This is a genomic window from Bradyrhizobium sp. STM 3566 (assembly GCF_045571445.1).
GTDB lineage: Bacteria > Pseudomonadota > Alphaproteobacteria > Rhizobiales > Xanthobacteraceae > Bradyrhizobium > Bradyrhizobium vignae.
The window spans coordinates 1,408,797-1,432,080 of record NZ_CP120692.1; the positions used below are offsets into that span (position 1 = coordinate 1,408,797).

The window sequence follows — 23,284 nt, forward strand, 5'->3', positions numbered from 1 at the left end:
GCCTACCGCTTCCGCCTCGGTGCCGGCTTCGTCGTCCTGGCCGCGCGCACCTTGGCCTTGCTGGGCGGCTGCACGCGCAAGCCGTCGACGAATACGTCGAGCAGGCGCAGCGCCGTCGCCTGCCAGCCGGGCTGGTCGTGCACGTAGCACATGCCGAAGAAGGCGCGCAGCAGATCCTCCGGGCTGATGTCGGCGCGCATCTCGCCAGCTGCGACCGCGCGCTCGAGCAGCGAGCCGATCGCCTTGGTCAGACGCTCGAAGGAGAAAGCATGTAGCTCCGACCCGCTCTGCACCGCCAGCGCCAGCGCTGCCATCATCCCCTTCTTGGTCGCAACAAACTCGACCCCTGAGTGCAACCAGCGCCGCAGCGCCTCGACCGGGTCCTTTTCATTCTTCAGTTGCTCGGCCAGCTCGCTGAGCTGCTCGACCTCGCGCCGGTACACCGCCTCGAACAGATCCTCGCGCGTCGGAAAATGGCGGTAGAGCGTGCCGATGCCGACGCCGGCGCGTTTTGCGACGGCCTCCAGGCTCGCTTCGGGGCCGCCGGCGCTGAACACGGCCTTGGCCGCTTCGAGCACGCGCTCGCGATTGCGCACGGCGTCGGCGCGGGGCTTTCGGGCCTGGTCGGTGTGGTCATCCATGCCGCGCAATGTAGATCACGAATTGGTTAGATTGAACCCTCGCCGGACCCGTGCAGGGCTGCATCGCGTTGGTGGCGCAGGGGCTTTTGACGAATTCCAGATATTTCCGAGCGGCTCTTGTTAAACGGAGGCTGCCTCCGTATCTTCGATCGGGCGTCGGCCGCATCATCTTCGGGCGGCGCGGTATCGACGGCGGCCACGGCGGTGGCGCGCTGCACGACGACTCATATCCATTTCTGATCGGAGCCTTGTATGAACCACTCCATCAGCCTCACCGTGAACGGTGCGCGGCGCGACTTCGTCCTCGACGATCCGCGCGTCACGCTGCTCGATCTCTTGCGTGAGCGCCTCCATCTCACCGGAACCAAGAAGGGATGCGACCGCGGCCAGTGCGGCGCCTGCACCATTCTCGTCGACGGCAAGCGCATCAACTCGTGCCTTGCGCTCGCCATCAGCCATGACGGCGCCGACATCCTCACCATCGAAGGCGTCGCACGCGGCGACCAGCTTCATCCCGTGCAGGCCGCCTTCATCGCCAATGACGGCTTTCAGTGCGGCTTCTGCACGCCCGGCCAGATCATGAGCGCGATCGGCATGATGCGCGAAGGCCAGGCTGGCAACGATCCCGAGCGCGTGCGCGAATGCATGAGCGGCAATCTCTGCCGCTGCGGCGCCTATGCCGGCATCGTCGATGCCGTGCTGGAAGCGCAGGCCGGCATGGACGAGACCAATCAGAGGCGCTCCGCATGAAACAGTTCGATTATGTCAGGCCCGGCACGATCGCCGAAGCCGTCGCCGCCGCGGCCCGGCCGAGCGCCGTCTATCTCGCAGCCGGCACCAACCTGCTCGATCTGATGAAGGGCGGTGTCAGCCGTCCGGATCGCCTGGTCGACGTCACGCATCTCGATGGACTCGATGGTATAGAGACTCTCGCAGACGGTGGCTTGCGTATCGGCGCGCTCGTCAACAACGCCGATCTCGCGCACAATGCCGAATTCGCGAGATCCTATCCTGCGGTGGCCGAAGCGCTGCTCTCCGGCGCGTCGGCTCAATTGCGCAATGCCGCCACCGTCGGCGGCAATCTGTTGCAACGGACACGCTGTGCATATTTCTACGATACCGCCAGCCGCTGCAACAAGCGCGAGCCGGGCTCCGGTTGCGACGCCCGCGACGGCGAGAATCGAAGCCATGCCGTGCTCGGCTGGAGCGAGAGCTGCATCGCCACGCATCCGTCCGACTTCTGCGTGCCCCTGGTCGCGCTCGACGCGGTCGTGGAGATCGAGGGCAGGAACGGCCGCCGCGAGATCGCGCTCGACGCGCTGCACCGCCTGCCCGGCGATACGCCCGGGCGCGAGTCCGTGCTCGAGCCCGGCGATCTCATCGTCGCGGTGCGCCTGCCGCCCGCCGCGCGCGGCTTTGCCGCGCATGCGCGTTATCTCAAGGTCCGCGAGCGCACCTCCTATGCCTTTGCCCTGGTCTCGGCCGCCGCCGCGCTGCGGATCGAGAACGGCAGAATCGCGGAGGCGCGGCTTGCGCTCGGCGGTGTTGCCGCAAAGCCCTGGCGCGCTCGCGCAGCAGAGGACGTGCTTGGGAATGCTGCGCCCTCGGCGGACGCGTTCCAGGAGGCGGCCTGGCGTGCGCTCGAGGGCGCAAAACCGTCCGGCGACAACGCTTTCAAGATCGAGCTCGCGCGCCGCATCGTCGTGCGCGCGCTGCTACTCGCCGCCGCCGGTACGCCTGCGCGTATCCCCGCGCTGCCGGCCTCTCCCTTTGCCTCGATCTCCGGAGCCATCCATGCCTGAGCTCAATTTGACCAGCGCTCCCGCCCATCTGCGGCACGGCTCGAATATCGGCCAGCCGCTGACCCGCCGGGACGGCATCCTCAAGGTCACGGGGCGGGCGACCTACGCCGCCGACAATCATCCACCCGGGATGCTGTTTGCGGTGATGGCCGTTTCGAGCATCGCGCGCGGCCGCGTGACCTCGCTCGATGTCGCGGCCGCCAAGCGCCATCCCGGCGTCGTCGACGTCATGACGCCCGACCACAAGCCACAGCTCGCGATCGACCCCGAGATCAAGACCAATCCGTTTGTGTTCCGGATGGAGGTGTTGCAGAGCAATGAGGTTCGCTACGCCAATCAGCCGATCGCGGTCGTGATCGCGGAAACGCTCGAAGCCGCGACTGAAGGCGCTGCCTTGCTGGCGCCTCGCTATGATGAACTGCCCCCGCTGGTCGGGCTCGATGCCGGGGAGACCTTCGTGCCGCCCGTCGTTGGCGTCGGCAATCCGAGCGAACATCATCACGGCGACGTCGAGGCGGGTCTTGCCGCGGCCGAGAAGCGGATCGACGCGACCTACGAGACGCCGCCGCAATATCACAACGCGATGGAGCCGCATGCGATCGTCGCCTCCTGGGATGGCGACCGTCTGCAGATCGACATGCCGACCCAGGGCTTGATGCTGTCGCTGGCGCGCATCGCCGAATTGTTCGGCATCGCGCACGACAAGATCCACATCCGCAGCCCGTTCCTCGGCGGCGGCTTCGGCTCCAAGGGATTGATGGCCGGGCCGCCAACGCTCGGCATCATGGCGGCAAAACTCGTCGGCAGGCCGGTGAAGCTGGTGCTGCGCCGTGAGCAGATGTACGGCCCGGTTGGCCATCGTGCGCCGACGCGTCAGCGCCTGCGCATCGGTGCCGACGGGGAGGGACGCCTGACCGCGCTCGATCATCACGCCAGGACCGTGTCGAGCACGTTCGACGATTTCTACGAGCCCGCGGCCGATGCCTCGCACACGCTCTATGCGGCGGCTGCGATCCGCACTTCGCACGATGCCGTGCGCGTCAACACCGGCACGCCCCTCTTCATGCGCGCGCCGGGGGAGGCAACGGGCTCGATCGCGCTCGAGAGTACGATCGACGAGATGGCCTGGGCCTGCGGCATCGACCCGCTCGCCTTCCGCCTGAAGAACTACGCCGAGGTCGAGCCGATCTCGGGCAAGCCGTTCTCGTCCAAGGCACTGCGTGCCTGCTACGAGCAGGGTGCGGCGCGGTTCGGCTGGGCGAAGCGCTCGCTCCAGCCGCGGCAGATGCGCGACGATGACGGTCTTCTGGTCGGCTGGGGCGTGGGCACCGCGACCTTCCCGGCGCTGATGTTCCAGGCCGAAGCGCGCGCGGCGATCCGCCGCGACGGCTCGGGTGTCATGGAGATCGGCGCGCATGACATGGGGCAGGGCGCCTGGACCGCGCTGGCCCAGATCGCGGCCGATGCCGTCGGCCTCGATGTCGACCGTGTCGAATTCAAGGCCGGCACGTCCGACCTGCCCGATGCCGGCATCGCCGGCGGCTCGGCCCACACCGCGACGGCCGGCAGCGCGATCCATAGCGCCGGCGCGGCCGTGATCGCAAAGCTCGCCGATCTCGCCACCAATGATGAGCGCTCGCCACTGTTCGGCGCCGGCAATGCCGGCGTGATCGCGCGGGACGGCAGGCTGATCCGTCGCGACGACGAGAGCCGCGGCGAGAGCTATGCCGAGATTCTCGCGCGCGCCGGCGTCGCCGAGGTCGAGGCTCGCGGTACCGGCGCGCCGAATCCGGCGGCGATGGAGGAATATGCCATGCATGCCCACGGCGCGGTGTTCGCCGAGGTGAAGGTCGATCCGGAGCTCGGCCAGGTCCGCGTCACCCGCATGGTCGGCGCCTTCGCGGCGGGACGGATCGTCAATCCGCGCATGGTGCAGAGCCAGCTGTGCGGCGGCCTGATCTGGGGCATGTCCTTCGCGCTGCACGAGGAGGCCGTCACCGACCGCCGCAGCGGCCGGATCATGAATGCCAATCTCGGCGAGTACCACATCCCGGTGAATGCCGACGTGCCGCCGCTCGACGTCATCACGGTCGAGGAGCACGATCCGCACGTGAATGCGCTCGGCATCAAGGGCGTCGGCGAGATCGGCATCACCGGCAGCGCCGGCGCGGTCGCCAATGCCGTCTGGCATGCGACTGGCGTGCGCGTCCGCCGTTTCCCGATCCGGATCGAGGAGTTGCTGACGCAGCGTTGAGGGACAAGGCGGGGCGAGATCTTCTCGCTCCGCCGCGTTTCGCTAATGCAGCTTCTTGCGGAGCGCCCTGAGCGCCTCGCGCTGCATCTCGATGTAGTCGGCGATGGCCTTGCGCAGCTCGCGCGAATGGAGCTTGTCGGCATCGCGCTGGACTTCGTCGAGCGCGGCTTCTGCATTGGCGAGCGTGATCTTCATCTGCGAGTCCTGTTGCGAAGCGGCCCCGGAGTGCCCAAGGAATTCTCACGTATTATAACCTCAGCACCTCAACGCCAGGCTGCCCGGCACGGTTCGTAATATGTAGCGGCTTGTTTCGCGGAAATTGAGGTGGCTCAATATCCGTAAGATATCGGTGGTTCCGTAAGATCGCGAAAGGCCGATCGCGCCCTCAGAACGTCGGCGGCGTGCAGGCGGAGATCACCTCGCACGGCTTGCCGCCGACGCAGCGGAAGCGATGCGGGCGGCGGCTCTCGAAATAATAGGCATCGCCGGGATTGAGAATGCGGCGCTCGTCCTCGACGGTGACTTCGAGCTTGCCCGAGATCACGATGCCGCCTTCCTCGCCGTCGTGGACGAGATGCACGCGTCCGGTGTCACTGCCGGGCTCGTAGCGCTCTTTCAGGATCTGCAGGCTGCGGCCGAACAGATTGTCGCCGACTTGCCGATACGAGATCGGCTTCTTGCCGACCTCGGTCAGCTCCTCGGCGCGGTAGAAGATCTTGCGCCTCGACTCCGGCTCCAGCGCGAAGAACTCGGCGAGCCCCATCGGGATGCCGTCGAGGATGCGCTTGAGCGCGCCGACCGAGGGGTTCATCTGGTTGGATTCGATCAGTGAGATCGTCGAATTGGTGACGCCGGCACGTTTGGCCAGCTCGCGCTGCGACAGCTTGTGGCGCGCCCGGATGAATCGTAGCCGTCCACCGATGTCGACGCTCATAGCCCAAGCCCTGTTGCAGGTGTTGCGGATCGCGCAAATATGGACCGGCGGCCCCAGTTAAATCAATGGCTTGCAGATCACCAGAAAAGGACTTGTTGCGGCTTCGAAGCCGTGGCTCTGCTGGCCCGTCAGCAAAGGAGCGCGGCCGTGACCCTTCATCAGATTCCGAACACCATCAAGACCGACTCGTTCTGGATGCCGTTCACCGCCAACCGGCAGTTCAAGAAGGCGCCGCGCCTGTTCTCCTCGGCCGAGGGCATGCACTACACCACCGTCGACGGCCGCAAGGTGATCGACGGCTCCGCCGGCCTCTGGTGCGTCAATGCCGGCCATGGCCGCAAGCAGATCGGCGCCGCGGTCGAGCGGCAGCTGATGACGCTGGACTTCGCGCCCTCGTTCCAGATGGGCCATCCGCTGGCATTTGACTTCGCCGAGCGCCTCGCGGAGATCGCGCCGAAGGGACTCGATCGCGTCTTCTTCACCAACTCCGGCTCCGAGTCGGTCGACACCGCGCTCAAGATCGCGCTCGCCTACCATCGCGCCAACGGCCAGTCGAGCCGCACCCGTCTGATCGGCCGCGAGCGCGGCTATCACGGCGTCGGCTTTGGTGGCACCTCGGTCGGCGGCATGGTCGCCAATCGCCGCGCCTTCGCGACCCTGCTGCCGGGCGTCGATCACATCCGCCACACCCACGATCTCACCCGTAACGCCTTCGCCAAGGACCAGCCCGAGCATGGCGTCGAGCTGGCCGACGATCTCGAGCGTCTGGTGGCGCTGCACGGCGCCGAGACCATTGCCGCCGTCATCGTCGAGCCGGTGCCGGGTTCGACTGCGGTGCTGCCGCCGCCGAAGGGCTATCTGCAGCGCCTGCGCGAGATCTGCGACAAGCACGGCATCCTCCTGATCTTCGACGAGGTCATCACCGGCTTCGGCCGCCTCGGCACGCCGTTCGCCGCCAACTTCTTCGGCGTCACGCCGGACCTGATGACGACGGCCAAGGGCATCACCAACGGCACCATTCCCTGCGGCGCGGTGTTCGCGAGCCGCAAGGTGCATGACGGCATGATGGTCGGCCCCGAGAGCCAGATGGAGCTGTTCCACGGCTACACCTATTCGGCGCATCCGACCGCCTGCGCCGCCGGCATCGCGACGCTCGACATCTACAAGGACGAAGGCCTGCTCACGCGCGGTGCCTCGATCGCCGAATACTGGCGCGACGCGCTGCATTCGCTCAAAGGCCTGCCGAACGTCGTCGACATCCGCAATTGCGGCCTGATGGGCGCGGTCGAGCTGGCGCCGCGCGACGGCGTCGTCGGCGCGCGCGGCTATGACGTCATGGTCGACTGCTTCAACACCGGTCTCTATCTGCGCATGAGCGGCGACAGCTTCGCGATGTCGCCCCCGCTGATCGTCGAGAAGAGCCACATCGATCAGATGGTCTCCATCCTCGGCGACGCCATCAAGAAGGTGGCCTGATAATTGCTCTCGCCGTTGCGAGTTGTTTCCTGGCAGCGGCGCGTGTGATGCCGCGGGAGTTTGACGAAGCGTGAAAGTTCTGATCCTCGGCAGCGGTGTCATCGGTGTCACCTCTGCCTACTACCTCGCTCGCGCCGGTCATGAGGTGACGGTCGTCGACCGTCAGCCGGAGCCGGCACTGGAGACCTCTTTCGCCAATGCCGGCGAGGTGTCGCCCGGCTATTCGTCGCCCTGGGCCGGCCCCGGCGTGCCGGTGAAAGCGGTCAAATGGCTGTTGATGAAGCACGGCCCGCTGGTGATCCGGCCGAAGCTAGATCCGGTCATGTGGGTCTGGCTGCTCAAGATGCTGCGCAACTGCACCAGCGCGCGCTATGCGGTCAACAAGAGCCGGATGATCCCGATCGCGGAATACAGCCGCGACGCCTTGCGCGACCTGCGCCACGACATCGGCATCCAGTATGACGAGCGCTCGCAGGGGACGCTGCAGCTGTTCCGCCACCAGTCCCAGCTCGACGGCACCGGCGAAGACATCGCCGTGCTCAAGCAATATGGCGTGCCCTTCGAGGTGCTGAGCCGCGAGGGCTGCATCGCGGTCGAGCCGGCGCTATCAGGCGTCAAGGAAAAATTCGTCGGTGGATTGCGTCTGCCGCAGGACGAGACCGGCGACTGCCATATGTTCACGCAGTCCCTGGCCAAGCATGCCCAGGCGCTCGGCGTGCGCTTCCTGTTCAACACCGGCATCGATCGCATCGTCACCGAGGGCGCGCGCGTCAGCGGCGTCGTGACCAGCGCCGGCCTGTTGCAGGCGGACGCTTACGTGCTCGCGCTCGGCAGCTGGTCGCCGCGGCTGGTGGCGCCGCTCGGCATCGCGCTGCCGGTCTATCCGGTGAAGGGCTATTCGATCACGGTGCCGATCAAGGACGCCTCCGGCGCGCCGGAATCCACCGTGATGGACGAGAGCTACAAGGTCGCGATCACCCGCCTCGGCGACCGCATCCGCGTTGGCGGCACCGCCGAGATCTCGGGCTATTCGAGCAAGCTGTACGACGCCCGCCGCGCCACGCTCGATCACTCCCTCACCGACCTGTTCCCGCGCGGCGGCGATCTCGCCAAGGCAACGTTCTGGAGCGGTCTGCGCCCCATGACCCCGGACGGCCCGCCCGTGATCGGCCCGACCCAATACGCCAACCTCCACCTCAACACCGGCCACGGCACGTTGGGTTGGACCATGTCCTGCGGTTCGGGACGCGTGCTGGCCGACATGCTGTCGGGCAAGAAGCCGGAGATCGATGTGAGTGCGCTGACGGTGGAGCGGTACGCGCATCGGTTCGGGTAAGGCTCTATCCGTTCGTCATTGCGTGCGTAGCGAAGATTCCATGGGGAGTGGATAGCGACCAGGTCTGAGGCCAGACTGAGGGTTGCTGAATCCATTCAACCTGGAGACGACGATGTTGCTCGATCATCCTTCCGACGGACTGGCCGCTATCCGCACGCAGTTTGGCGCAATTTTTGTGTCATTGGAACTGAGCCGTTCGACATGGCTGGTCACTTCGCTGTCGCCCTGCAAGGGCGAGAAGATGTCCAAACGCAGCATGAAGGCCGGCGAGCTTTCGGAACTGTTGAAGCTGTTTGCGGAGCTGAAGCGCAAGGCGCAGGCGCGAACGGGTGAGAGCTATCCGCTCATCACGATCCAGGAGGCGGGGCTGGACGGGTTCTGGCTTCACCGCGCCCTGCAGCAGGAAGGCATCGAGAGCCACGTAGTCGATCCGGCCTCGATTGCGACGCCGCGCCGGCGCCGGCGGGCCAAGACGGACCGGCTGGATGGCGAGACGCTGTTGCGGACGCTGCTGGCCTACAAGCGCGGCGAGGTACGGGTCTGCGCCATGGTCGTTGCGCCCTCTCCGGCAGAGGAGGACCGCCGTAGGCTGTGCCGCGAGCGAGAGACCTTGATCGCGGAGCGGATCGAGCATGTGAACCGGATCAAGGGTCTTCTGTTCGCGCAAGGGATCTTCGACTACGCGCCGCTGCGGCGAGACCGGCGGAAGCGGCTGGAGGCCTTGCGGACGGGCGACGGGCGCGCCTTGCTGGCGCATCTGAAGGCGCAGATCAGCCGCGAACTCGACCGGCTCGAACTGCTGCTCGACCAGATCACGGCGGTGGAGCGCGAGCAGGATGCGTTGCTGGCCGCGAGCAAGGCGGCGGGGGAGAAGACCGTATCGAACCCGGTGGCAATGCTGCTCGAACTGAAGAGCCTGGGCCCGAACTTCACGGCCGTTCTCTGGTCGGAGGCCTTTTACCGGCAGTTCGCCAACCGCCGCCAGATTGCATCCTATGCCGGCCTTGCAGCCACGCCATGGCGCAGTGGCGGCATCGAGCGCGAGCAAGGCGTGTCGAAGGCTGGCAATCCGCGCCTGAGAACCACGATGATCCAGCTCGCCTGGCTCTGGGTACGCCACCAGCCTCAATCGGCTTTGACCCAGTGGTTCAAGGTGCACAGCCAACGCGGCCGCAAGCGCGCGATCGTGGCGCTCGCGCGCAAGCTGCTCGTGGCCCTCTGGAAGTACGTGACCGCGGGCGTGGTGATCGAGGGAGCCGAGATAAAGGCCGCCGCCTGACACCACGCTCCTCAGCCTCAGCCAATCCGCCGAGATTGATCAGCCTCGGCCGATCCGGGTGGACGAACCGATGGATTGCATGGCTTCAAACGCCGTAACGAAGAATGGTCTCGTCCTCTCGAGCCTGCCCGCCGCAAGCGGAATGTTGGTGCAGCCGCCGCCGCGCGGCGACCGAATGTGAGTTTGATCTGGCAAGCAAACCAGATTGCAAAAACCGGCTCGACCCTTGGATCGCCTGACGAAAAGGAGTTATCCGCCCGCTGCCCCGACTGCCAAAGCCTGATGGCGTGCTCGCTCGAGTCAAGGCCAAGTCGCTTCGCGACGGCCCTACGGGCCGACCTTGACTCGATCTGCGCGCGCCATCCTACGTGCTCCACGGTCGGGACGAAGAGCTGGCCTGCAATCGAACAAAGAGCTGAACAAACCGCCTTGACACACCAAATCCCCATGTGAGCAATCCAGTATCCCTCCGCGGAGACAGTCTGGATTTGCTTCGTCGCAAGGGCTCCTCGCAATGACGATGTGGAGGTAGCGGAGCGCCAACCTATCACGGGCTGAGGGTGTGCGCGCGAAAGGAGGGAGGCTTACGCCCCCGTCACGCAATTCACCCAGAGCACCACGGCCTTCGCATCCTGCGCCGGGTTGGAGAACCGATGCGGCCGGCGGCTGGCGAAACGAAAGCTGTCACCCGTCTTCAGCGACCACGTCCGGCTGTCCACCGTCAGCATCATCTCGCCCTCGAGCACGAGCCCGGCCTCTTCACCATCATGGGTGTAGAGCTCGTCGCCGGTGGAGCCGCCGGGCTCCAGATGCACCAGGAACAGGTTGAGCTTGTTATCGGCGCTGGCCGGGCTCAGCAATTGTTTCGAGACGCCGGTGCGCCAGAGTTTCAGCTCTGGCCGCTGCAGGCCGCGGGTTACCACCTGATCGGAGGAGCCATCGCTGCTCGGGCTTGCGCCGAACAGCGCGGCGATGCCGACGCCGAGCACGTCGGCGAGCGTTGCCAGCACGCGCAGCGACGGCGACGACAGGCCGCGCTCGATCTGGCTGAGAAAACCGATCGACAGATCCGTGCGCGCCGCGACCGTCTCCAGCGAGAATTGCCTGACCCGCCTGAGATCGCGGATGCGACGGCCGACCGCGACGTCCATCGCGGGTTCGGCCGGCTTGGCGACGGCTTTGGCTCTCGCCTTCCTGGCCGGCTTTGCGGCGACCGGTTTGCGCATTCTTTTGCCACCGCTCACGTCAGACAGCCTCCTTCATGTGCATGAAAACCACTTGCATCGTTCGCGAAACTGTGACCAATTTTCATATTGGTGAAACTAGGCCGAAACGGCTGAGCCCGCAACGTCTGGTCACGACATGCGCGAGCGCCGTCACCGGCCAGACCCAAAGGGGGATGCGATGAAGCGTTTTGTCCAGGCCGCGATCGCGGCGCTCGCCATTGCCACAGCCGTGCCGGCGTCGGCGCAACAAGTGCTGAAGGTCGGTTCGACGCCGACGGGCATTCCCTTCACCTTCCTCGACACCAAGACCAACACCATCCAGGGCATCATGGTCGATCTCATCACCGAGGTCGGCAAGGACGCCGGCTTCAACGTTCAGATCGAGCCGATGCAGTTCTCGGCGCTGATCCCCTCGCTGACCTCGAGCAAGATCGACATCATCGCGGCTGCGATGTTCATAACGCCGCCGCGCAAGGAGGTCGTCGACTTCTCCGACCCGATCTACACCTACGGCGAGGGCCTCGTGGTGCCGAAGACCGACACCAAGGCTTACGCCACGCAGGACGACCTGAAGGGCGAGACGGTCGGCGCCCAGGTCGGCACCGCCTTCGTCGACGCGCTGAAGAAGACTGGTCTGTTCGCCGAGGTGAAGGCCTACGACACCATCCCCGACATCCTGCGCGACGTGAACACCGGCCGCCTCAAGGCGGGCTATGCCGACTATCCGATCCTCGCCTACAATCTGAAGCAGGGCGGCTTCCCCGAGGTGCGTCTCGTCGACGGCTATAAGCCGGTCACGGTCGGCTCGGTCGGCATCGGCGTCCGCAAGGGCGAAACTGCGCTGCTCGGCAAGATCAATGCTTCGCTGGCGAAGCTGAAAGCCAACGGCACCATCGACAAGATTCTGGATAAATGGGGCCTGAAGGCACAAGGTTGATCGTGAGCGTCTGACCGATGAAGGCTTCCCGATGAAAGGCTTCTGGCGCGACGCCGTCGAGTTCTTCCCGATCCTGTTGAACGGCGTCGCGTTGACGATCGTCGTCACGGTCGGCTCGCTGCTGCTCTCGACCGTGCTAGGGCTCGTCTGGGCGATGATGCGGGTCTCCGGCATCAAGGCGCTGTCGATGCTCAGCGCCAGCCTGATCAACGTGATCCGCGGCATCCCGATCATCGTGCTGCTGTTCTACCTCTACTTCGTGATGCCCGATCTCGGCGTCACGCTGACGGCCTTGCAGGCTGCGATCCTCGGGCTCGGCATCGCCTATTCGGCCTATCAGGCTGAGAACTTTCGCGCCGGCATCGAGGCGATCGACAAGGGCCAGATCGAGGCGGCGCAGTCGATCGGCATGGGCTGGTGGCTCACCATGCGTCGCGTGGTGCTGCCGCAGGCGGTACGTATCGTGCTGCCGCCCTACGGCAACGTCATGATCATGATGCTGAAGGATTCCTCGCAGGCCTCGACCATCACGGTCGCAGAGCTTGCGTTGCAAGGCAAGCTGATCGCCTCCTCGACCTTCAAGAACACCAGCGTGTTCACCCTGGTGGCGCTGATGTACCTCACCATGAGCATCCCCCTGATCCTGCTGGTCCGTCACTTCGAGAAGCGGGCCCGCAAGCGATGATCGAACTCAACGACGTCCACAAGAGCTTTGGCAAGGTCGAGGTGCTCAAGGGCATCACGGCGAGCGTCGAGAAGGGCGAGGTGGTCTGCATCATCGGGCCATCAGGCTCGGGCAAGTCGACCATCCTGCGCTGCATCAACGGGCTCGAAAGCTACGATCGTGGCGAGATCAGCGTCGAAGGCCTGAAGGTCGATCGCGATGCTCCGTCGATCGTGAACATCCGCACCCAGGTCTCGATGGTGTTCCAGCGCTTCAACCTATTTCCGCATCGGACGGTGCTGGAGAACGTGATTGAGGGGCCGCTCTTCGTGAAGAAGGAGCCGCGCGCCCAGGTGCTCGAGCGCGGCCGCGCTCTGCTCGCCCAGGTCGGGCTTGCCGAGAAGGCCGATGCCCATCCACCGCAACTCTCCGGCGGCCAGCAGCAGCGCGTCGCGATCGCGCGGGCGCTCGCCATGCAACCCAAGGCGATCCTGTTCGACGAGCCGACCTCGGCGCTCGATCCCGAGCTGGTCGGCGAGGTCCTCGGCGTCATGCGCAAGCTCGCCGACGACGGCATGACCATGGTCGTCGTTACCCACGAGATGGGCTTTGCCCGCGATGTCGCCGATCGCGTGCTGTTCATCGACGGCGGAGTCATCGTCGAGCAGGGCCCGGCCAAGGCGCTGCTCAACCAGCCGCAGCATTCGCGCACGCAGGACTTTTTGCGCCGCGTGCTGCATCCGCTCTGACCGGACTTCGCCATGACGCGCCTGCCTCTGCCGCCCTCGCTCTATGCCGACACCGCCGTCGCGCCGGTCGCCACGCCGCCGCTCGACGTCGACAGAAGCGTCTCCGTCGCGATCGTCGGCGGCGGCTACACCGGCCTGTCCACAGCGCTGCATCTGGCCGAGCAAGGCGTCGAGGCGCTGGTGCTTGAGGCGCAGGAACCCGGTTGGGGCGCGTCCGGCAACAATGGCGGCCACACCAATCCCGGACTGAAGCACGATCCCGATCAGATCGAAGCCGATTTCGGCGCAGATCTCGGCCGCCGCATGATCGAGTTCTCCTACGGCACGACGAACTTCACCCACGACCTGATCCGCCGCTACCAGATTCCCTGCGAGGCGCGGCAGAACGGCACGCTGCGCGCGGCTTACAATGAGGCCAGCGCCGCCGCGATCGAGAAGACCGCGCAACAATGTATCCGCCGCGGCATGCCGGTGACCTATCTGAACCGCGAGCAGCTGCGCGAGATGACCGGCACCGACCGTTACATCGGCGCGATGCTGGATACCCGCGGCGGCGATCTGCATCCCCTGAGCTACGCCCGTGGCCTCGCGCGCGCCGCGATCTCCGCGGGCGCGAAGATCCATGGCGAGACGCCGGCATTGTCACTGCGCCGCGACGGCAGGCGCTGGCGCATCGAGACACCGCGCGCAGTGGTTCATGCCGATAAGGTCCTGCTCGCCACCAACGGCTTCACCGACGATCTCTGGCCGGCGCTCCGCCGCACCATCGTGCCGGTGTTTTCCTCGATCGCCGCGACCGCGCCGCTCTCCGACGCGGTCGCCCGTTCGATCATGCCGACGCGTCCGGTCCTCTACGAGAGCGGCCACATCACGGTCTATTACCGCATCGATCAGCAGAACCGTCTCTTGATGGGCGGCCGCGGCCCGATGCGCTGGATCAAGTCGCCGTATGACGTGGCCTATCTCATCCGTTATGCCGAGCGGCTATGGCCCCAGCTCAAAGGCGCCGCCTGGACCCATGGCTGGAACAGCCGGCTCGCCATCACCAAGGACCATTATCCCCACGTGCATGAGCCCGCGGAGAACATCCTGATCTCGCTCGGCTGCAACGGCCGCGGCGTCGCGCTCTCGACCGCGATGGGCGCGCAACTCGCGCGCCGCCTGATCGGCGGCGCCAAGGCCGAAATCGACATGCCGATCACGGGCATCAAGCCGATCCCGATGCACGCGTTCTGGCCGGTCGGCGTGACGACCGCGGTGATCGCGGGCCGGGTGCGGGACCGGCTTGGCATATGAAAAAGGCGCCGCCCGGATTCGGGCGGCGCCGTGTTGGGAGTTGCAGATTGCGTCAGCAGCGGCCCTGCTTCCACAGCCCGGGCGGGCATCCCATGCCGCGCCAGCCGACCTTGCGTCCATGCGACCAGCCGGGCGGTGTGCCATAGTGATAATGGCCCATCGCGTGACCATGGCCGTGACCGCGACCATGTCCATGTCCGCCCTTTGCAACCGCGGGGCCGGCAAACGTAACGCCGGCCGCGATGATCAGGGACGCGGCGAGCGCAAGTTTCTTCATCTTGTCCTCCACTGGGGCGAGCGCATTTGTCCATTCAATGAACGAACTGTGCGCAGGTAAGTTCCCTGCGAATGTGGAGGAGTCGTGACGCTCGTGCAGATGCGCGATCCCGTATCGGCTCAACGAGCGCTCGCATGATCTCGCGTCGATTTCTGCGCTCAGCCTTCCGCGACCGCCGCGGCCCATGGCTGAAAAATCTCGACCGCCCCATAATTCGTGTCGCCCTCGCGCATCACCACGCTCGGGCAGGCGAATTTCTGCGGCAACGTTTGCACCCGGCCTTCTTCGTAGTCGAAGCGTGCGGCCAGCGCCTTGCGTGCTTCCTCCGGAAGTCGGGCGTCTCCGATCACGATCGCGCCTTCGCTGGCGTCGATGCGCGGCTGATGGATGGCGGCGTCCAGATCCATCCTGAAATCCATCGCGAAGGAGACGAGTTGCATCACGGCGGGCAAAATGCGACGTCCGCCGGAGGCGCCGGCGGCGAGGCGTTTGCCGTCCTTCGTCTCGGCGATAACGGGCGTGTAGTTGCAAAGGCAGCGCTTGCCGGGTGCAAGCGAGTTGGTGGTACCCGGCGTCGGATCGAACCACATGATGCCGTTGTTCATGGTGATACCGGTGTGGGGTGTCACATATTTCGAGCCGAAGGACGAGAGCAGCGTCTGCGTCACCGCCGCGATGTTGCCGTGACGGTCGACGACGGAGAAATGCGTGGTGCAGGCGGGCGCCAGATATTCTGCGCCAAGCGAGCGCTTGCCGTCGGCATCGCCCATGTCCCTGAGCCGCTCGCGGAAGGCCGCCTGCAGGGCGAGCGCATATTCGACATAGGCGGCGGCATCCGGCGCGCCTGCGGGCGTCAAGCTCTGCTGCAACAGGCGCAGCGCATGCGCCATCGTCGGTCCCGCCGTGAGCTCCGGCGTCGCAAGCACCTTGCCCTCGCGATAGGGGATCGCCAGTGGCTCGCGCAGGTGGGCGTGGAATGCGGCGAGATCCTCCACCGACAGCGAGCCGCCGTCGGCCTTGATATCGGAGGCAATGCTCCTGGCGAGATCGCCCTGGTAGAAATCGCGAGGGCCGGCCTCGGCGAGATGTGACAAAGTCGCCTTCATGGTGTCCTGGGGCAGCCGTGTCTCGGATTTGATGCCCCATGGCGCGCTCGGCGGCAGACCGTCTTTCAGGTATGCGGCCGCGCTTGCGGGATAGCGCCTGAGATCCGCCGCAGAGCCAGCGATCGTCACGGTCGTCCACCAATCGACCAGCAGGCCTTCGCCGGCGAGCGCGGCAGCCGGCGCGACCAGATCCTTCCACGGCATCTTTGCGTAGCGGCGATGCGCCTCTTCCATGCCGGCGACGACGCCGGGTACCGCAATCGAGCCGGGACCATGGATGTTGCGGTCATCCTTCACCCGGGGCCAGGGAAACAGGTCGGAGGCCGCCGCGCCTTCGCCACTGAGCGGATAGTCGGCAGTGCGCAGGCTCTGCGGCGCGCACATGCCGTAGTCGATCACCTCGTAGCGATTTTCCTTCGCGCGGTAGAGCACCATCGCACCGCCGCCGCCGATACCACTATTCCAGGGCTCCAGGACGTTCAGGGCAAAGGTGGTTGCGACGATCGCGTCCACGCAGTCGCCACCCGCGGCCAGCACCTGCGCCCCGACTTCAGCAGCCCGCCGCGATTGCGAGGCGACGATGCCGCCCTTCGATTTGACTGCAGGTTTGCGGACGGTCTGGTTGAGGCTGAACTGGTGAGGCATGATCTCGTCTTGTTCTGTGTCTTGTTGGTCTGTGTCTTGGCTTCATTGCGCGACCGCGCAAACGGCGGAGCGAGCGCAGAATGACACATTGCCGCCAACGAGAACAAAGGGAGGCGCGACATGGCTGGTGTGAAATAGGCGGTATGGCGGGGCGCTGCCGTCTCCCAAACGCATCATGGCCGGGTTGAACCCGGCCATGATGGGAAAGAGACGGAAATCAGCTCGAACGCAGCGAAGGAGCGCCTAGAGCGAGCGGTCCAGCCGGCTGGCCTGATATTTGGCGCGCCATTTCGGGCCAGGCCCGCGCATGTAATGCAGCTCGGGGCGATAGGGGTTGCCCGCGACGCGGATCAGCGTCTGCCATTTGGTGGCGACGAAGCTCAGGGGCTGGCGGAACAGGCTCAAGGAAGCGAGCAACATGGTATCACCTCAATGCGGCTTGCCGAGCATGGCGGTGAAGGGGAGATCGAAAATCTCCTCACCGTCGTCATCGCTGACATGGATCACCCAATCGCGCCAGTCCTCGGCACCGGGCGTCTGGATCATCGAGTTCATGATCTGGGTGGCGCGGTCGCGCGCCTCGGTCAGATTGGCGACGGCGGCCCCGTAGTGGTCGATCAGCGTGCCCTCGGTGTTGGAGCAGTGAAAATAGACCTGGACCATGAGCGCCTCCTGTAGAAAGCGATTGGGACGGCAAATCGATACCACCCCAAGCCTTCGCGAAACATTCGGGTCGAGCCCGGTAAGGGAATTTACGGAGATTGGTCGGCACCAAGGTCGTTACAGGTTTAATCACAGGCGAGTGATGACTGGACGGCGCCGAGGCGGCATGGAACAACGTCCGCGGGAAGGTCGGGGGCGACCGTGAATCAGTTCACATTCGAGATCGGACGGCGAAATCTGCGCTTGCTTGCAGGGGTCTTGACCGCCGCGCTGCTCGGCTTAGCGCCGGCATCGTCCGAGCCGGTCAGGAAAAGTGGCTATGCGATCGGCACCGAATCCTGCGGCAGCGGCGATCTCGCCTTCCCCAGAATCGAGATCGACATGAAGGCGGGATTCTGCGCCGGCCTCGTCGCCAGCGAACAGGACCGCCTCAAATTCCCGCGCTCGATCGTCCAGGTGCCCGGTCATGACCTGTTCGTCGTCGCCGACATGGGCGGCTGGGGTCATGCCGACGGGCGGCTGCTGCTGCTCGATCCGCATGCGCCCCACGGGCAACGCTTCAAAGAGCTGCTGACGGGGCTCGAATATCCGTTCGGCCTCGTGATCGGTCCCGACAAAAAGCTCTATGCCTCGACCGCGGAGACGATCTTCCGTTTCGATCCGCTCGCCGACAATCCACGGAGCACGGTCGAGACCATCATCCGTCACATGCCCGGCCGCCGAATCACTTTGCCGGACGGCACGAGGCTGGACGAGAGCGCGCATCCGCTGAAGCAATTCGTGCTCGATCGGAATGGACGGCTGTTCGTCAATGTCGGCGCGCACAGCGACGACTGCATCACGCCGGCGCCGATCACCAGGCCCTGCGCTGCGGCCGAAGGCGGCTCCGCGATGGCTGCGATCTGGCTGTTCACGCCGCCACCAGGCGGCGTCTTCCCGGCATTGAAGCCTGGCGATCCCGACCCGCCGCACACCGTCTATGCGCGCTGTCTGCGCAACTCGATGGCGCTGGCGCTGCATCCGAACTTTCCGGATGCCGGCTACGCCTTCCTGCAGGGCGAGAACGGGCGCGATCTGCCCGACATCTTCAAGCCGAACGAGGAGATCAACGCGATCGAGCAGGGCAGGCACTACGGCTGGCCGTATTGCTACGATCTGTCGACGCCGAGTCCCGAATTCAGGCTCGTGCTGCAATCCGGGGTCTACAAGTCGCTCTGCACGGCCAACGCGCTCTATAAGCCGCCGCTCTCGCTGCTGCCGCCGCATGGTGCACCGCTCGCGATGCTCTACTACCACGGCGGCAAATTTCCGGAGCTTGAGGGCAAGCTGCTGGTGGGCCTGCACGGCTATCGCCCGACCGGCAGCCGCTTGCTCGTCTATGATGTCGACGATCACGGCTTCCCCAAACCTGCCCCGGCACCGGTGCGCTATCACGTCAGTTGCGCGGCTGACCCGACCCGCAGATTCCAAACCGAGGCCGGCGAGGTCGCCGCCGCGCCGTTCGAGGAGCTGATCGCCGGCTGGCACCGCGTCAACGGCGCGCGGCCGCAAGGTGCGCCCGTCGGCATGACGGTTGCGGAGGACGGCGCGATCTGGCTGGTGGAGGACAAGAACCGGACCGTGATCCGCGTCGATCGCGCCGCGGGTGAAGCGCCGGCGCCGCTGCCCTGCGACAGCCGCAGCCCGGCGATGATCGATCAGCTCGCGGCCTTGGTCGCCAGGGATGCACGGAACAGCGCCCGGCTGACCACGCTGCGCAAGGGCCTCGTCGAGAAGCATTGCGTCGGCTGCCACTCGGATTTCGGTCTGAAGGCGGGCCAATCGGAGGCAGAGCAGGACGGCGCCGTGCTCCGTTTCATGCTGTCGCAGGATGGCTGGATCTATCCCGGCGATCCCGACGCCGGCAAGCTGCGCACGCGCCTGCGCGGCCTTGGCGCGGAGAAGCTGATGCCGCCGGGTGGCGAGAGCCTGCCGAAGACCGAGCCTGGCTACAAGCGTCTGCTGGATGCGGCGGATCTGCTCGTCGCGAAGATGGTTCCGGGCACGCGGATGCGGATCAAAGCCGGTCCGCCGCAGCGCAAGTTCTATGACAAGTCCGACAAGGAATGCGGCGAAATACCGGCCGCCAAGGTCGTTGTCGTGACACAAAGGAGCGCTGTAGACAGACCCGGCTTCAGCCGATTCTTTCGGCCGGCCGATCCCTATCTGAATGGCGAGTGCTCCGACGGCGATGGCTATTACATCCGGCAGGAATTTCTGGTGCCTGTGCAGTAGCATCCTCTTCGTCGTCGCCACGGCCCCCGCCCAGGCCGAGACCAGGCTGTTCGAAAGCGTGCAGGTGACGCCCGCCGGCGAATATACGTTCGGCATCGAAGGGCCCGCCGCCGACCTCGACGGCAACCTCTTCGTGGTCAATCTCGGCAAGCCCGGCACCATCGGCAGGCTGCCGGCGGGCGGCGCGGCGTCGGAGCCATTCACGGTGCTTCCCGAAGGCAGTGTCGGCAATGCCATCCGCTTTGCACGCGACGGCACCATGTTCATTGCCGATTACAAGAAGCACAACATCTTCGCGATCCCGAAGGGCGCGACCGAGCCCACCGTCTGGTTTCATTCCGACGAGATGAATCAGCCCAACGACATCACCATCGCGCGCGACGGCACGATCTATGCGAGCGATCCGAACTGGAAAGGCAGGGAAGGTCATATTTGGCGCATCGCGAAGCGAGCCGACGGGACGGTGCGGGGGCAGGTGATGCCGGCGCCGCGCGCGATGGGCACCACCAACGGCATCGATCTCAGCCCGGACGGCAAGACGCTCTATGTGGGCGAATCCAGCAGCGGCCAGATCTGGTCCTATGCGATCAGCGGCAACGAGCTCACTGGCGCAAGGCTCGTGAAGTCGTTTCAGCCCGACACCGTCGACGGCCTGCGCACCGACGTCGCCGGCCGCCTCTATGTCGCGCGCATTCTCAAAGGCACGATCGCGCTGATGAAGCCCAATGGCGCGGTCGAGCGGGAGATCGCGCTTCGGGCCAAGGAGCCGACCAACCTCGCCTTCGGCGGCGGTGACGGCAAGACTGTCTTCGTCACCCAGCGCCAGGGTGGCTTCATCGAATCCTTCCGCACCGACCAGCCGGGGCGCGAGCACTGCCTCCAGCGCGGGCGCTGCTAGAGCATGATCTGCTTCCGATGCAGAGCCGCGCGCACGGATGCGGCATTCTTGCTTGCATCTCGCGGCCGCGGAGATCAAGACTTTCGTGGCACGTCAAGCGAACCTGCGACCACGGAAGGCGGTTATCTCTCGAATATCCTCGGCGCGAATTTGACTTCCGTGCTGGCCGGATTCGAAGAGGCGCGGTGATGCGCGTTCTTCGTTTCTCCCCGTAAGAACGGGGAGAGGGAGGAGAAATGCGGCCCCGGAGCGTCGATCGGCCCACCTCAATGCTTGAACAAGATCTGCTCCAGCAGATCGATCCGCCTGATCCGGATGGAGCTGCCGTCGATGGCGATGATGCGGCGGTTTTGGAAGCGCTTCATCATCATCGTCACCCATTGCCGGGTCGAGCCGACCATGGCCGCGATCTGGTCATGAGTGATCTTGCGGTTGATGACGATGGTGTCGCCGTCGGCCACACCGTGCAGCTCTGACAGCGTGAGCAGGAACTGCGCCAGCCGCTCGATCACCGAGCGCGTGCCGAGGATCTGCGCCATCGAGGAATAGCACTTGCCCTTGGCGATGAGGCCGTCGATCAGCGCCAGCGCGAAGCTCGGCATGCCCTTGAGCAGCTTCTCGAGCGCGGGACCGGAGAGTGCCGTCATCTCGCACGCCTCGATGGCGATGCCGGACCACATGTGAATGCCGCCACCGGAAATCTCCGGACCGCCGATGAAATGTCCCGGCGTCCAGTAGGCGAGCGTGATCTCGCGGCCCGACGGCGCCGTGTAGTAGACCCGAACCTGCCCGCGGCGAATGATGAAGATGCCTTCGTGGCCGTCGCCCTGGCTGAACACCATCTCGCCCTGCGGCACAGTGACGGTGCGCCCGGCCGCATGCACGCGGGCCTGCTCGAATGTGGACAGGCGATCGAGGAAATGCGCCCCCGCGTTGAGCCCGTCGATCGTCTCGCTCATGAACAGTGCCGAGCTCGCGGTCTTCGCGCGCGTGTCGCGGGTTCGACGCGCGGTCTCGCGGGCGGGCCAGTCGAACGTAACGCCCGGCCGATCAACAAAAGCGCCAGGCTCTGTCGCGGCAGCTTCCTTGAGAATGGTCATCGCAATCCGTCAGCTCTCAGATGTCTCGCGAATAGGTAAGAGCGGCGGTGGTGCGATGTCCATCTCTTTGCGATCGTTCCAAATCACTTAGCAAAGCTTGATATGTGCGGCGATCGACGGCGGAATGATTCCTCTGTCGGGAACGCGGTCCTGAGAAAATCATTCACGCCATCGCGCGCGGGATTCACGATGCGCGCAGTTCACGATGGCGATGCAAGTAATTGCTTCAAGCGGTTCGCCGCGACTTCGATAGTGCAGGCTGGCATTGTCGCCGGCATCGCCGGTCTCCGAGGACAGTTCGATGATCGATTTCAGCTCTTTGAGAATGAGTGCGGCCATCTTGGCTTTGACAATCGCGATGTTCGGACCGTCACAGGCGGAGACCATCCGCGTGGCGATCGGAACGCAGGATACGACCATCAACTGCGCGACCGGCGGGCTGCTTATCCGCGAGCTCAAACTGCTGGAGCAGTTCCTGCCTCGCGACGGCAAGTACAAGGACGTCACCTACGACATCCAGTGGAAGAACTTTACCAGCGGCGCACCGCTCACCAACGAGATGGTCGCGGGCAAGCTCGACTTCGGAGCGATGGCGGATTTTCCGGGTTCGCTCAACGGCGTTGCGTTCCAGAAGGCAGGACGCCGCAGCCTGTTCATCAGCGTCTTGTCCGGTAGCACCAAGGGCAGCGGTAACGGCATCGTGGTGCCCTCGAATTCGCCGGTGCAGTCGCTCAGCGAGCTCAAGGGCAAGACAATCTCCGTTCCCTTTGCCTCGACCTCGCACGGCATGCTGCTCCGTGCCATCGAAGCCAAGGGCTGGAACCCCGAGACCGACGTCAATATCATCACGCAGGCGCCCGAGATTGCGGGACCTGCCTTGCAGGCCGGCAAGATCGAGGCGCATGCGGACTTCGTCCCGTTCGCGGAGCTGTTCCCGTGGCGCGGCTTTGCGCGGAAGATCTTCGACGGTGCACAGGCAAATGCTCCGACATTCCACGGTGGGCTGGTCGATGCCGAGTATGCCGAAAAATATCCGGAAATCGTCGTCGCCTATTTGCGCGCCGCGCTCGAAGCGGATCGCCTGATCGCGGAGGAGCCCGAGAAATACAGCGAGCTGATCGCGAAGGTGACGGGCATCGAGGCCGAGGTCGACTACCTCTTTCACGGCCCGCTCGGCCTTCAGACCCGCGACGTGACTTGGAAGGCGGAATACCGGCAGGCGGTCGCGACCTCGATCAAGACGCTGAAGCTGCTCAAGCGCGCCGACAGCGATCTCGACATCAACCAGTTCGTCACAGACAAGTTCATCCGCATCGCGGCCGCGCAGGCGGGCCGTGACTATGACGCGGAGCTGAAGAACTATGCGCAGCTCCCGCTCAGGGCCAAAGATGCAGTGACGGGAGCCGAAATCACCGACTTCAGTCGTGTCGCGCAGATCTGGGTCCGGGACGAGGCTCATGTGCGTCACTACGCCTCGCCCGAGAACGCGCTCAAGCCGCTGGCCGGCATCGAGAAGGACGGCAAGACCATCCGCGTCGTCTATGCCCAGGACCGCGAGAGCGGCATCAAGCTGTTCGCAAACCAAGCCTGGTTCGTGCGGTCGTGGAGCGGCGAGCTGAGCGCGTTCCTGCTCAAGGATGCGGCCGAGCGCTGGTCGAAGCAACATGGCGGTGCGGTGCTCGACTTCGCGGCCGCGCGCGAGTCGCTCGTTGCGAGCCGGTGAGGCC

Annotated in this window: 23 protein-coding genes; 13 read left to right on the plus strand and 10 right to left on the minus strand. The window is 65.3% G+C overall.

The features are described from left to right. Positions 1–2 precede the first annotated feature (2 nt). Positions 3–641 (minus strand): TetR/AcrR family transcriptional regulator, encoded by a 639-nt coding sequence (locus tag P6U27_RS06750; RefSeq protein WP_122401197.1) that lies wholly within the window; start codon positions 639–641, stop codon positions 3–5. 252 nt (positions 642–893) lie between these two features. Here P6U27_RS06750 and P6U27_RS06755 point away from each other — a divergent pair, with 252 nt between their 5' ends. From P6U27_RS06755 to P6U27_RS06765, 3 genes are read left to right on the plus strand one after another with little or no spacing between them, the layout of a single operon-like run. Beyond that, entirely contained in the window at positions 894–1,391 is a 498-nt protein-coding gene (locus tag P6U27_RS06755; RefSeq protein WP_122401198.1) for a (2Fe-2S)-binding protein, read from the plus strand. Continuing rightward, positions 1,388–2,443 (plus strand): FAD binding domain-containing protein, encoded by a 1,056-nt coding sequence (locus P6U27_RS06760; protein ID WP_407193749.1) that lies wholly within the window; start codon positions 1,388–1,390, stop codon positions 2,441–2,443. The genes P6U27_RS06755 and P6U27_RS06760 overlap by 4 nt, the downstream gene beginning before the upstream one ends. Continuing rightward, positions 2,436–4,697 (plus strand): xanthine dehydrogenase family protein molybdopterin-binding subunit, encoded by a 2,262-nt coding sequence (locus tag P6U27_RS06765; protein ID WP_407193750.1) that lies wholly within the window; start codon positions 2,436–2,438, stop codon positions 4,695–4,697. The genes P6U27_RS06760 and P6U27_RS06765 overlap by 8 nt, the downstream gene beginning before the upstream one ends. Positions 4,698–4,739: 42 nt before the next feature. On the opposite strand, the gene P6U27_RS06770 is transcribed toward P6U27_RS06765, so the two are convergent. Both P6U27_RS06770 and P6U27_RS06775 read right to left on the minus strand, forming a co-directional pair. Then, complete coding sequence (locus P6U27_RS06770; RefSeq protein WP_164937244.1) at positions 4,740–4,892, minus strand: hypothetical protein; 153 nt, start codon at positions 4,890–4,892, stop codon at positions 4,740–4,742. Positions 4,893–5,082: 190 nt separating this feature from the next. Next, positions 5,083–5,631, minus strand: coding sequence for a cupin domain-containing protein (locus P6U27_RS06775; RefSeq protein ID WP_018646206.1), 549 nt, complete (start codon positions 5,629–5,631; stop codon positions 5,083–5,085). 147 nt (positions 5,632–5,778) lie between these two features. Between P6U27_RS06775 and P6U27_RS06780 the strand changes: the two genes are divergently transcribed. The 3 genes from P6U27_RS06780 (at position 5,779) to P6U27_RS06790 (ending at position 9,722) form a co-directional block, all read left to right on the plus strand. After that, the gene (locus tag P6U27_RS06780; protein ID WP_407193751.1) at positions 5,779–7,107 is read left to right on the plus strand and encodes an aspartate aminotransferase family protein; all 1,329 of its coding nucleotides are present in this window, start codon (positions 5,779–5,781) and stop codon (positions 7,105–7,107) included. 70 nt (positions 7,108–7,177) lie between these two features. Next, positions 7,178–8,443: a D-amino acid dehydrogenase gene (locus tag P6U27_RS06785; protein WP_407193752.1), complete on the plus strand. Its 1,266-nt coding sequence runs from the start codon at positions 7,178–7,180 to the stop codon at positions 8,441–8,443. A 112-nt stretch (positions 8,444–8,555) separates the two neighbouring features. Continuing rightward, entirely contained in the window at positions 8,556–9,722 is a 1,167-nt protein-coding gene (locus tag P6U27_RS06790; protein WP_122406387.1) for an IS110 family transposase, read from the plus strand. 584 nt (positions 9,723–10,306) lie between these two features. Here P6U27_RS06790 and P6U27_RS06795 read toward each other — a convergent pair. Further along, complete coding sequence (locus tag P6U27_RS06795) at positions 10,307–10,948, minus strand: helix-turn-helix domain-containing protein (protein WP_162500144.1); 642 nt, start codon at positions 10,946–10,948, stop codon at positions 10,307–10,309. 178 nt (positions 10,949–11,126) lie between these two features. Between P6U27_RS06795 and P6U27_RS06800 the strand changes: the two genes are divergently transcribed. Genes P6U27_RS06800 through P6U27_RS06815 form a run of 4 tightly spaced genes read left to right on the plus strand, consistent with a single transcriptional unit; the run spans position 11,127 to position 14,594 of the window. Further along, positions 11,127–11,885, plus strand: coding sequence for an ABC transporter substrate-binding protein (locus tag P6U27_RS06800; RefSeq protein WP_122401204.1), 759 nt, complete (start codon positions 11,127–11,129; stop codon positions 11,883–11,885). Between the two features lie 31 nt (positions 11,886–11,916). Next, positions 11,917–12,570 (plus strand): amino acid ABC transporter permease, encoded by a 654-nt coding sequence (locus P6U27_RS06805; protein WP_122401205.1) that lies wholly within the window; start codon positions 11,917–11,919, stop codon positions 12,568–12,570. Continuing rightward, positions 12,567–13,298: an amino acid ABC transporter ATP-binding protein gene (locus tag P6U27_RS06810; protein WP_122401206.1), complete on the plus strand. Its 732-nt coding sequence runs from the start codon at positions 12,567–12,569 to the stop codon at positions 13,296–13,298. Before P6U27_RS06805 ends, P6U27_RS06810 begins: the two co-directional genes overlap by 4 nt. 12 nt (positions 13,299–13,310) lie before the next feature. After that, entirely contained in the window at positions 13,311–14,594 is a 1,284-nt protein-coding gene (locus tag P6U27_RS06815; protein WP_122401207.1) for an FAD-binding oxidoreductase, read from the plus strand. A 52-nt stretch (positions 14,595–14,646) separates the two neighbouring features. Here P6U27_RS06815 and P6U27_RS06820 read toward each other — a convergent pair whose 3' ends face one another. The 4 genes from P6U27_RS06820 to P6U27_RS06835 all read right to left on the minus strand — a co-directional run bounded on the left by P6U27_RS06820 (position 14,647) and on the right by P6U27_RS06835 (position 17,285). Next, complete coding sequence (locus P6U27_RS06820) at positions 14,647–14,871, minus strand: hypothetical protein (protein WP_162500145.1); 225 nt, start codon at positions 14,869–14,871, stop codon at positions 14,647–14,649. A 158-nt stretch (positions 14,872–15,029) separates the two neighbouring features. After that, on the minus strand, positions 15,030–16,622 hold the full coding sequence (locus P6U27_RS06825; protein ID WP_122401209.1) for a gamma-glutamyltransferase family protein: 1,593 nt from the start codon (positions 16,620–16,622) through the stop codon (positions 15,030–15,032). 243 nt (positions 16,623–16,865) lie between these two features. After that, complete coding sequence (locus P6U27_RS06830) at positions 16,866–17,042, minus strand: hypothetical protein (RefSeq protein ID WP_164937212.1); 177 nt, start codon at positions 17,040–17,042, stop codon at positions 16,866–16,868. 9 nt (positions 17,043–17,051) lie between these two features. Further along, positions 17,052–17,285, minus strand: a complete 234-nt coding sequence (locus P6U27_RS06835; protein ID WP_122401210.1) for a DUF6894 family protein — start codon at positions 17,283–17,285, stop codon at positions 17,052–17,054. 201 nt (positions 17,286–17,486) lie between these two features. Here P6U27_RS06835 and P6U27_RS06840 point away from each other — a divergent pair, with 201 nt between their 5' ends. Together P6U27_RS06840 and P6U27_RS06845 are read left to right on the plus strand one after the other, a co-directional pair. Beyond that, positions 17,487–19,559, plus strand: coding sequence for a PQQ-dependent sugar dehydrogenase (locus tag P6U27_RS06840; protein ID WP_407193753.1), 2,073 nt, complete (start codon positions 17,487–17,489; stop codon positions 19,557–19,559). Further along, positions 19,516–20,457 carry an SMP-30/gluconolactonase/LRE family protein gene (locus tag P6U27_RS06845; RefSeq protein ID WP_162500146.1) on the plus strand — a complete coding sequence of 314 codons (942 nt, stop codon included), beginning with the start codon at positions 19,516–19,518 and terminating at the stop codon, positions 20,455–20,457. The genes P6U27_RS06840 and P6U27_RS06845 overlap by 44 nt, the downstream gene beginning before the upstream one ends. A 266-nt stretch (positions 20,458–20,723) precedes the next feature. Here P6U27_RS06845 and P6U27_RS06850 read toward each other — a convergent pair whose 3' ends face one another. Both P6U27_RS06850 and P6U27_RS06855 read right to left on the minus strand, forming a co-directional pair. After that, on the minus strand, positions 20,724–21,557 hold the full coding sequence (locus P6U27_RS06850) for a Crp/Fnr family transcriptional regulator (protein WP_122401213.1): 834 nt from the start codon (positions 21,555–21,557) through the stop codon (positions 20,724–20,726). 159 nt (positions 21,558–21,716) lie between these two features. Continuing rightward, the gene (locus tag P6U27_RS06855) at positions 21,717–21,896 is read right to left on the minus strand and encodes a hypothetical protein (RefSeq protein ID WP_122401214.1); all 180 of its coding nucleotides are present in this window, start codon (positions 21,894–21,896) and stop codon (positions 21,717–21,719) included. On the opposite strand from P6U27_RS06855, the gene P6U27_RS06860 reads away from it, so the two are divergent. Beyond that, positions 21,883–23,280 carry an ABC transporter substrate-binding protein gene (locus P6U27_RS06860; protein ID WP_407193754.1) on the plus strand — a complete coding sequence of 466 codons (1,398 nt, stop codon included), beginning with the start codon at positions 21,883–21,885 and terminating at the stop codon, positions 23,278–23,280. The genes P6U27_RS06855 and P6U27_RS06860 overlap by 14 nt on opposite strands. The last annotated feature ends 4 nt before the right edge of the window (positions 23,281–23,284 follow it).

Excerpts from the sequence above, each read along its gene's own strand:
- P6U27_RS06750 (WP_122401197.1), bottom strand. The coding sequence starts at position 641 with ATGGATGACCACACCGACCAGGCCCGAAAGCCCCGCGCCGACGCCGTG.
- P6U27_RS06755 (WP_122401198.1), top strand. The coding sequence starts at position 894 with ATGAACCACTCCATCAGCCTCACCGTGAACGGTGCGCGGCGCGACTTC.
- P6U27_RS06760 (WP_407193749.1), top strand. The coding sequence starts at position 1,388 with ATGAAACAGTTCGATTATGTCAGGCCCGGCACGATCGCCGAAGCCGTC.
- P6U27_RS06765 (WP_407193750.1), top strand. The coding sequence starts at position 2,436 with ATGCCTGAGCTCAATTTGACCAGCGCTCCCGCCCATCTGCGGCACGGC.
- P6U27_RS06770 (WP_164937244.1), bottom strand. The coding sequence starts at position 4,892 with ATGAAGATCACGCTCGCCAATGCAGAAGCCGCGCTCGACGAAGTCCAG.
- P6U27_RS06775 (WP_018646206.1), bottom strand. The coding sequence starts at position 5,631 with ATGAGCGTCGACATCGGTGGACGGCTACGATTCATCCGGGCGCGCCAC.
- P6U27_RS06790 (WP_122406387.1), top strand. The coding sequence starts at position 8,556 with ATGTTGCTCGATCATCCTTCCGACGGACTGGCCGCTATCCGCACGCAG.
- P6U27_RS06795 (WP_162500144.1), bottom strand. The coding sequence starts at position 10,948 with ATGCGCAAACCGGTCGCCGCAAAGCCGGCCAGGAAGGCGAGAGCCAAA.
- P6U27_RS06800 (WP_122401204.1), top strand. The coding sequence starts at position 11,127 with ATGAAGCGTTTTGTCCAGGCCGCGATCGCGGCGCTCGCCATTGCCACA.
- P6U27_RS06805 (WP_122401205.1), top strand. The coding sequence starts at position 11,917 with ATGAAAGGCTTCTGGCGCGACGCCGTCGAGTTCTTCCCGATCCTGTTG.
- P6U27_RS06810 (WP_122401206.1), top strand. The coding sequence starts at position 12,567 with ATGATCGAACTCAACGACGTCCACAAGAGCTTTGGCAAGGTCGAGGTG.
- P6U27_RS06815 (WP_122401207.1), top strand. The coding sequence starts at position 13,311 with ATGACGCGCCTGCCTCTGCCGCCCTCGCTCTATGCCGACACCGCCGTC.
- P6U27_RS06820 (WP_162500145.1), bottom strand. The coding sequence starts at position 14,871 with ATGAAGAAACTTGCGCTCGCCGCGTCCCTGATCATCGCGGCCGGCGTT.
- P6U27_RS06825 (WP_122401209.1), bottom strand. The coding sequence starts at position 16,622 with ATGCCTCACCAGTTCAGCCTCAACCAGACCGTCCGCAAACCTGCAGTC.
- P6U27_RS06830 (WP_164937212.1), bottom strand. The coding sequence starts at position 17,042 with ATGTTGCTCGCTTCCTTGAGCCTGTTCCGCCAGCCCCTGAGCTTCGTC.
- P6U27_RS06835 (WP_122401210.1), bottom strand. The coding sequence starts at position 17,285 with ATGGTCCAGGTCTATTTTCACTGCTCCAACACCGAGGGCACGCTGATC.
- P6U27_RS06845 (WP_162500146.1), top strand. The coding sequence starts at position 19,516 with ATGGCTATTACATCCGGCAGGAATTTCTGGTGCCTGTGCAGTAGCATC.
- P6U27_RS06850 (WP_122401213.1), bottom strand. The coding sequence starts at position 21,557 with ATGACCATTCTCAAGGAAGCTGCCGCGACAGAGCCTGGCGCTTTTGTT.
- P6U27_RS06860 (WP_407193754.1), top strand. The coding sequence starts at position 21,883 with ATGAGTGCGGCCATCTTGGCTTTGACAATCGCGATGTTCGGACCGTCA.
- P6U27_RS06855 (WP_122401214.1), bottom strand. The coding sequence starts at position 21,896 with ATGGCCGCACTCATTCTCAAAGAGCTGAAATCGATCATCGAACTGTCC.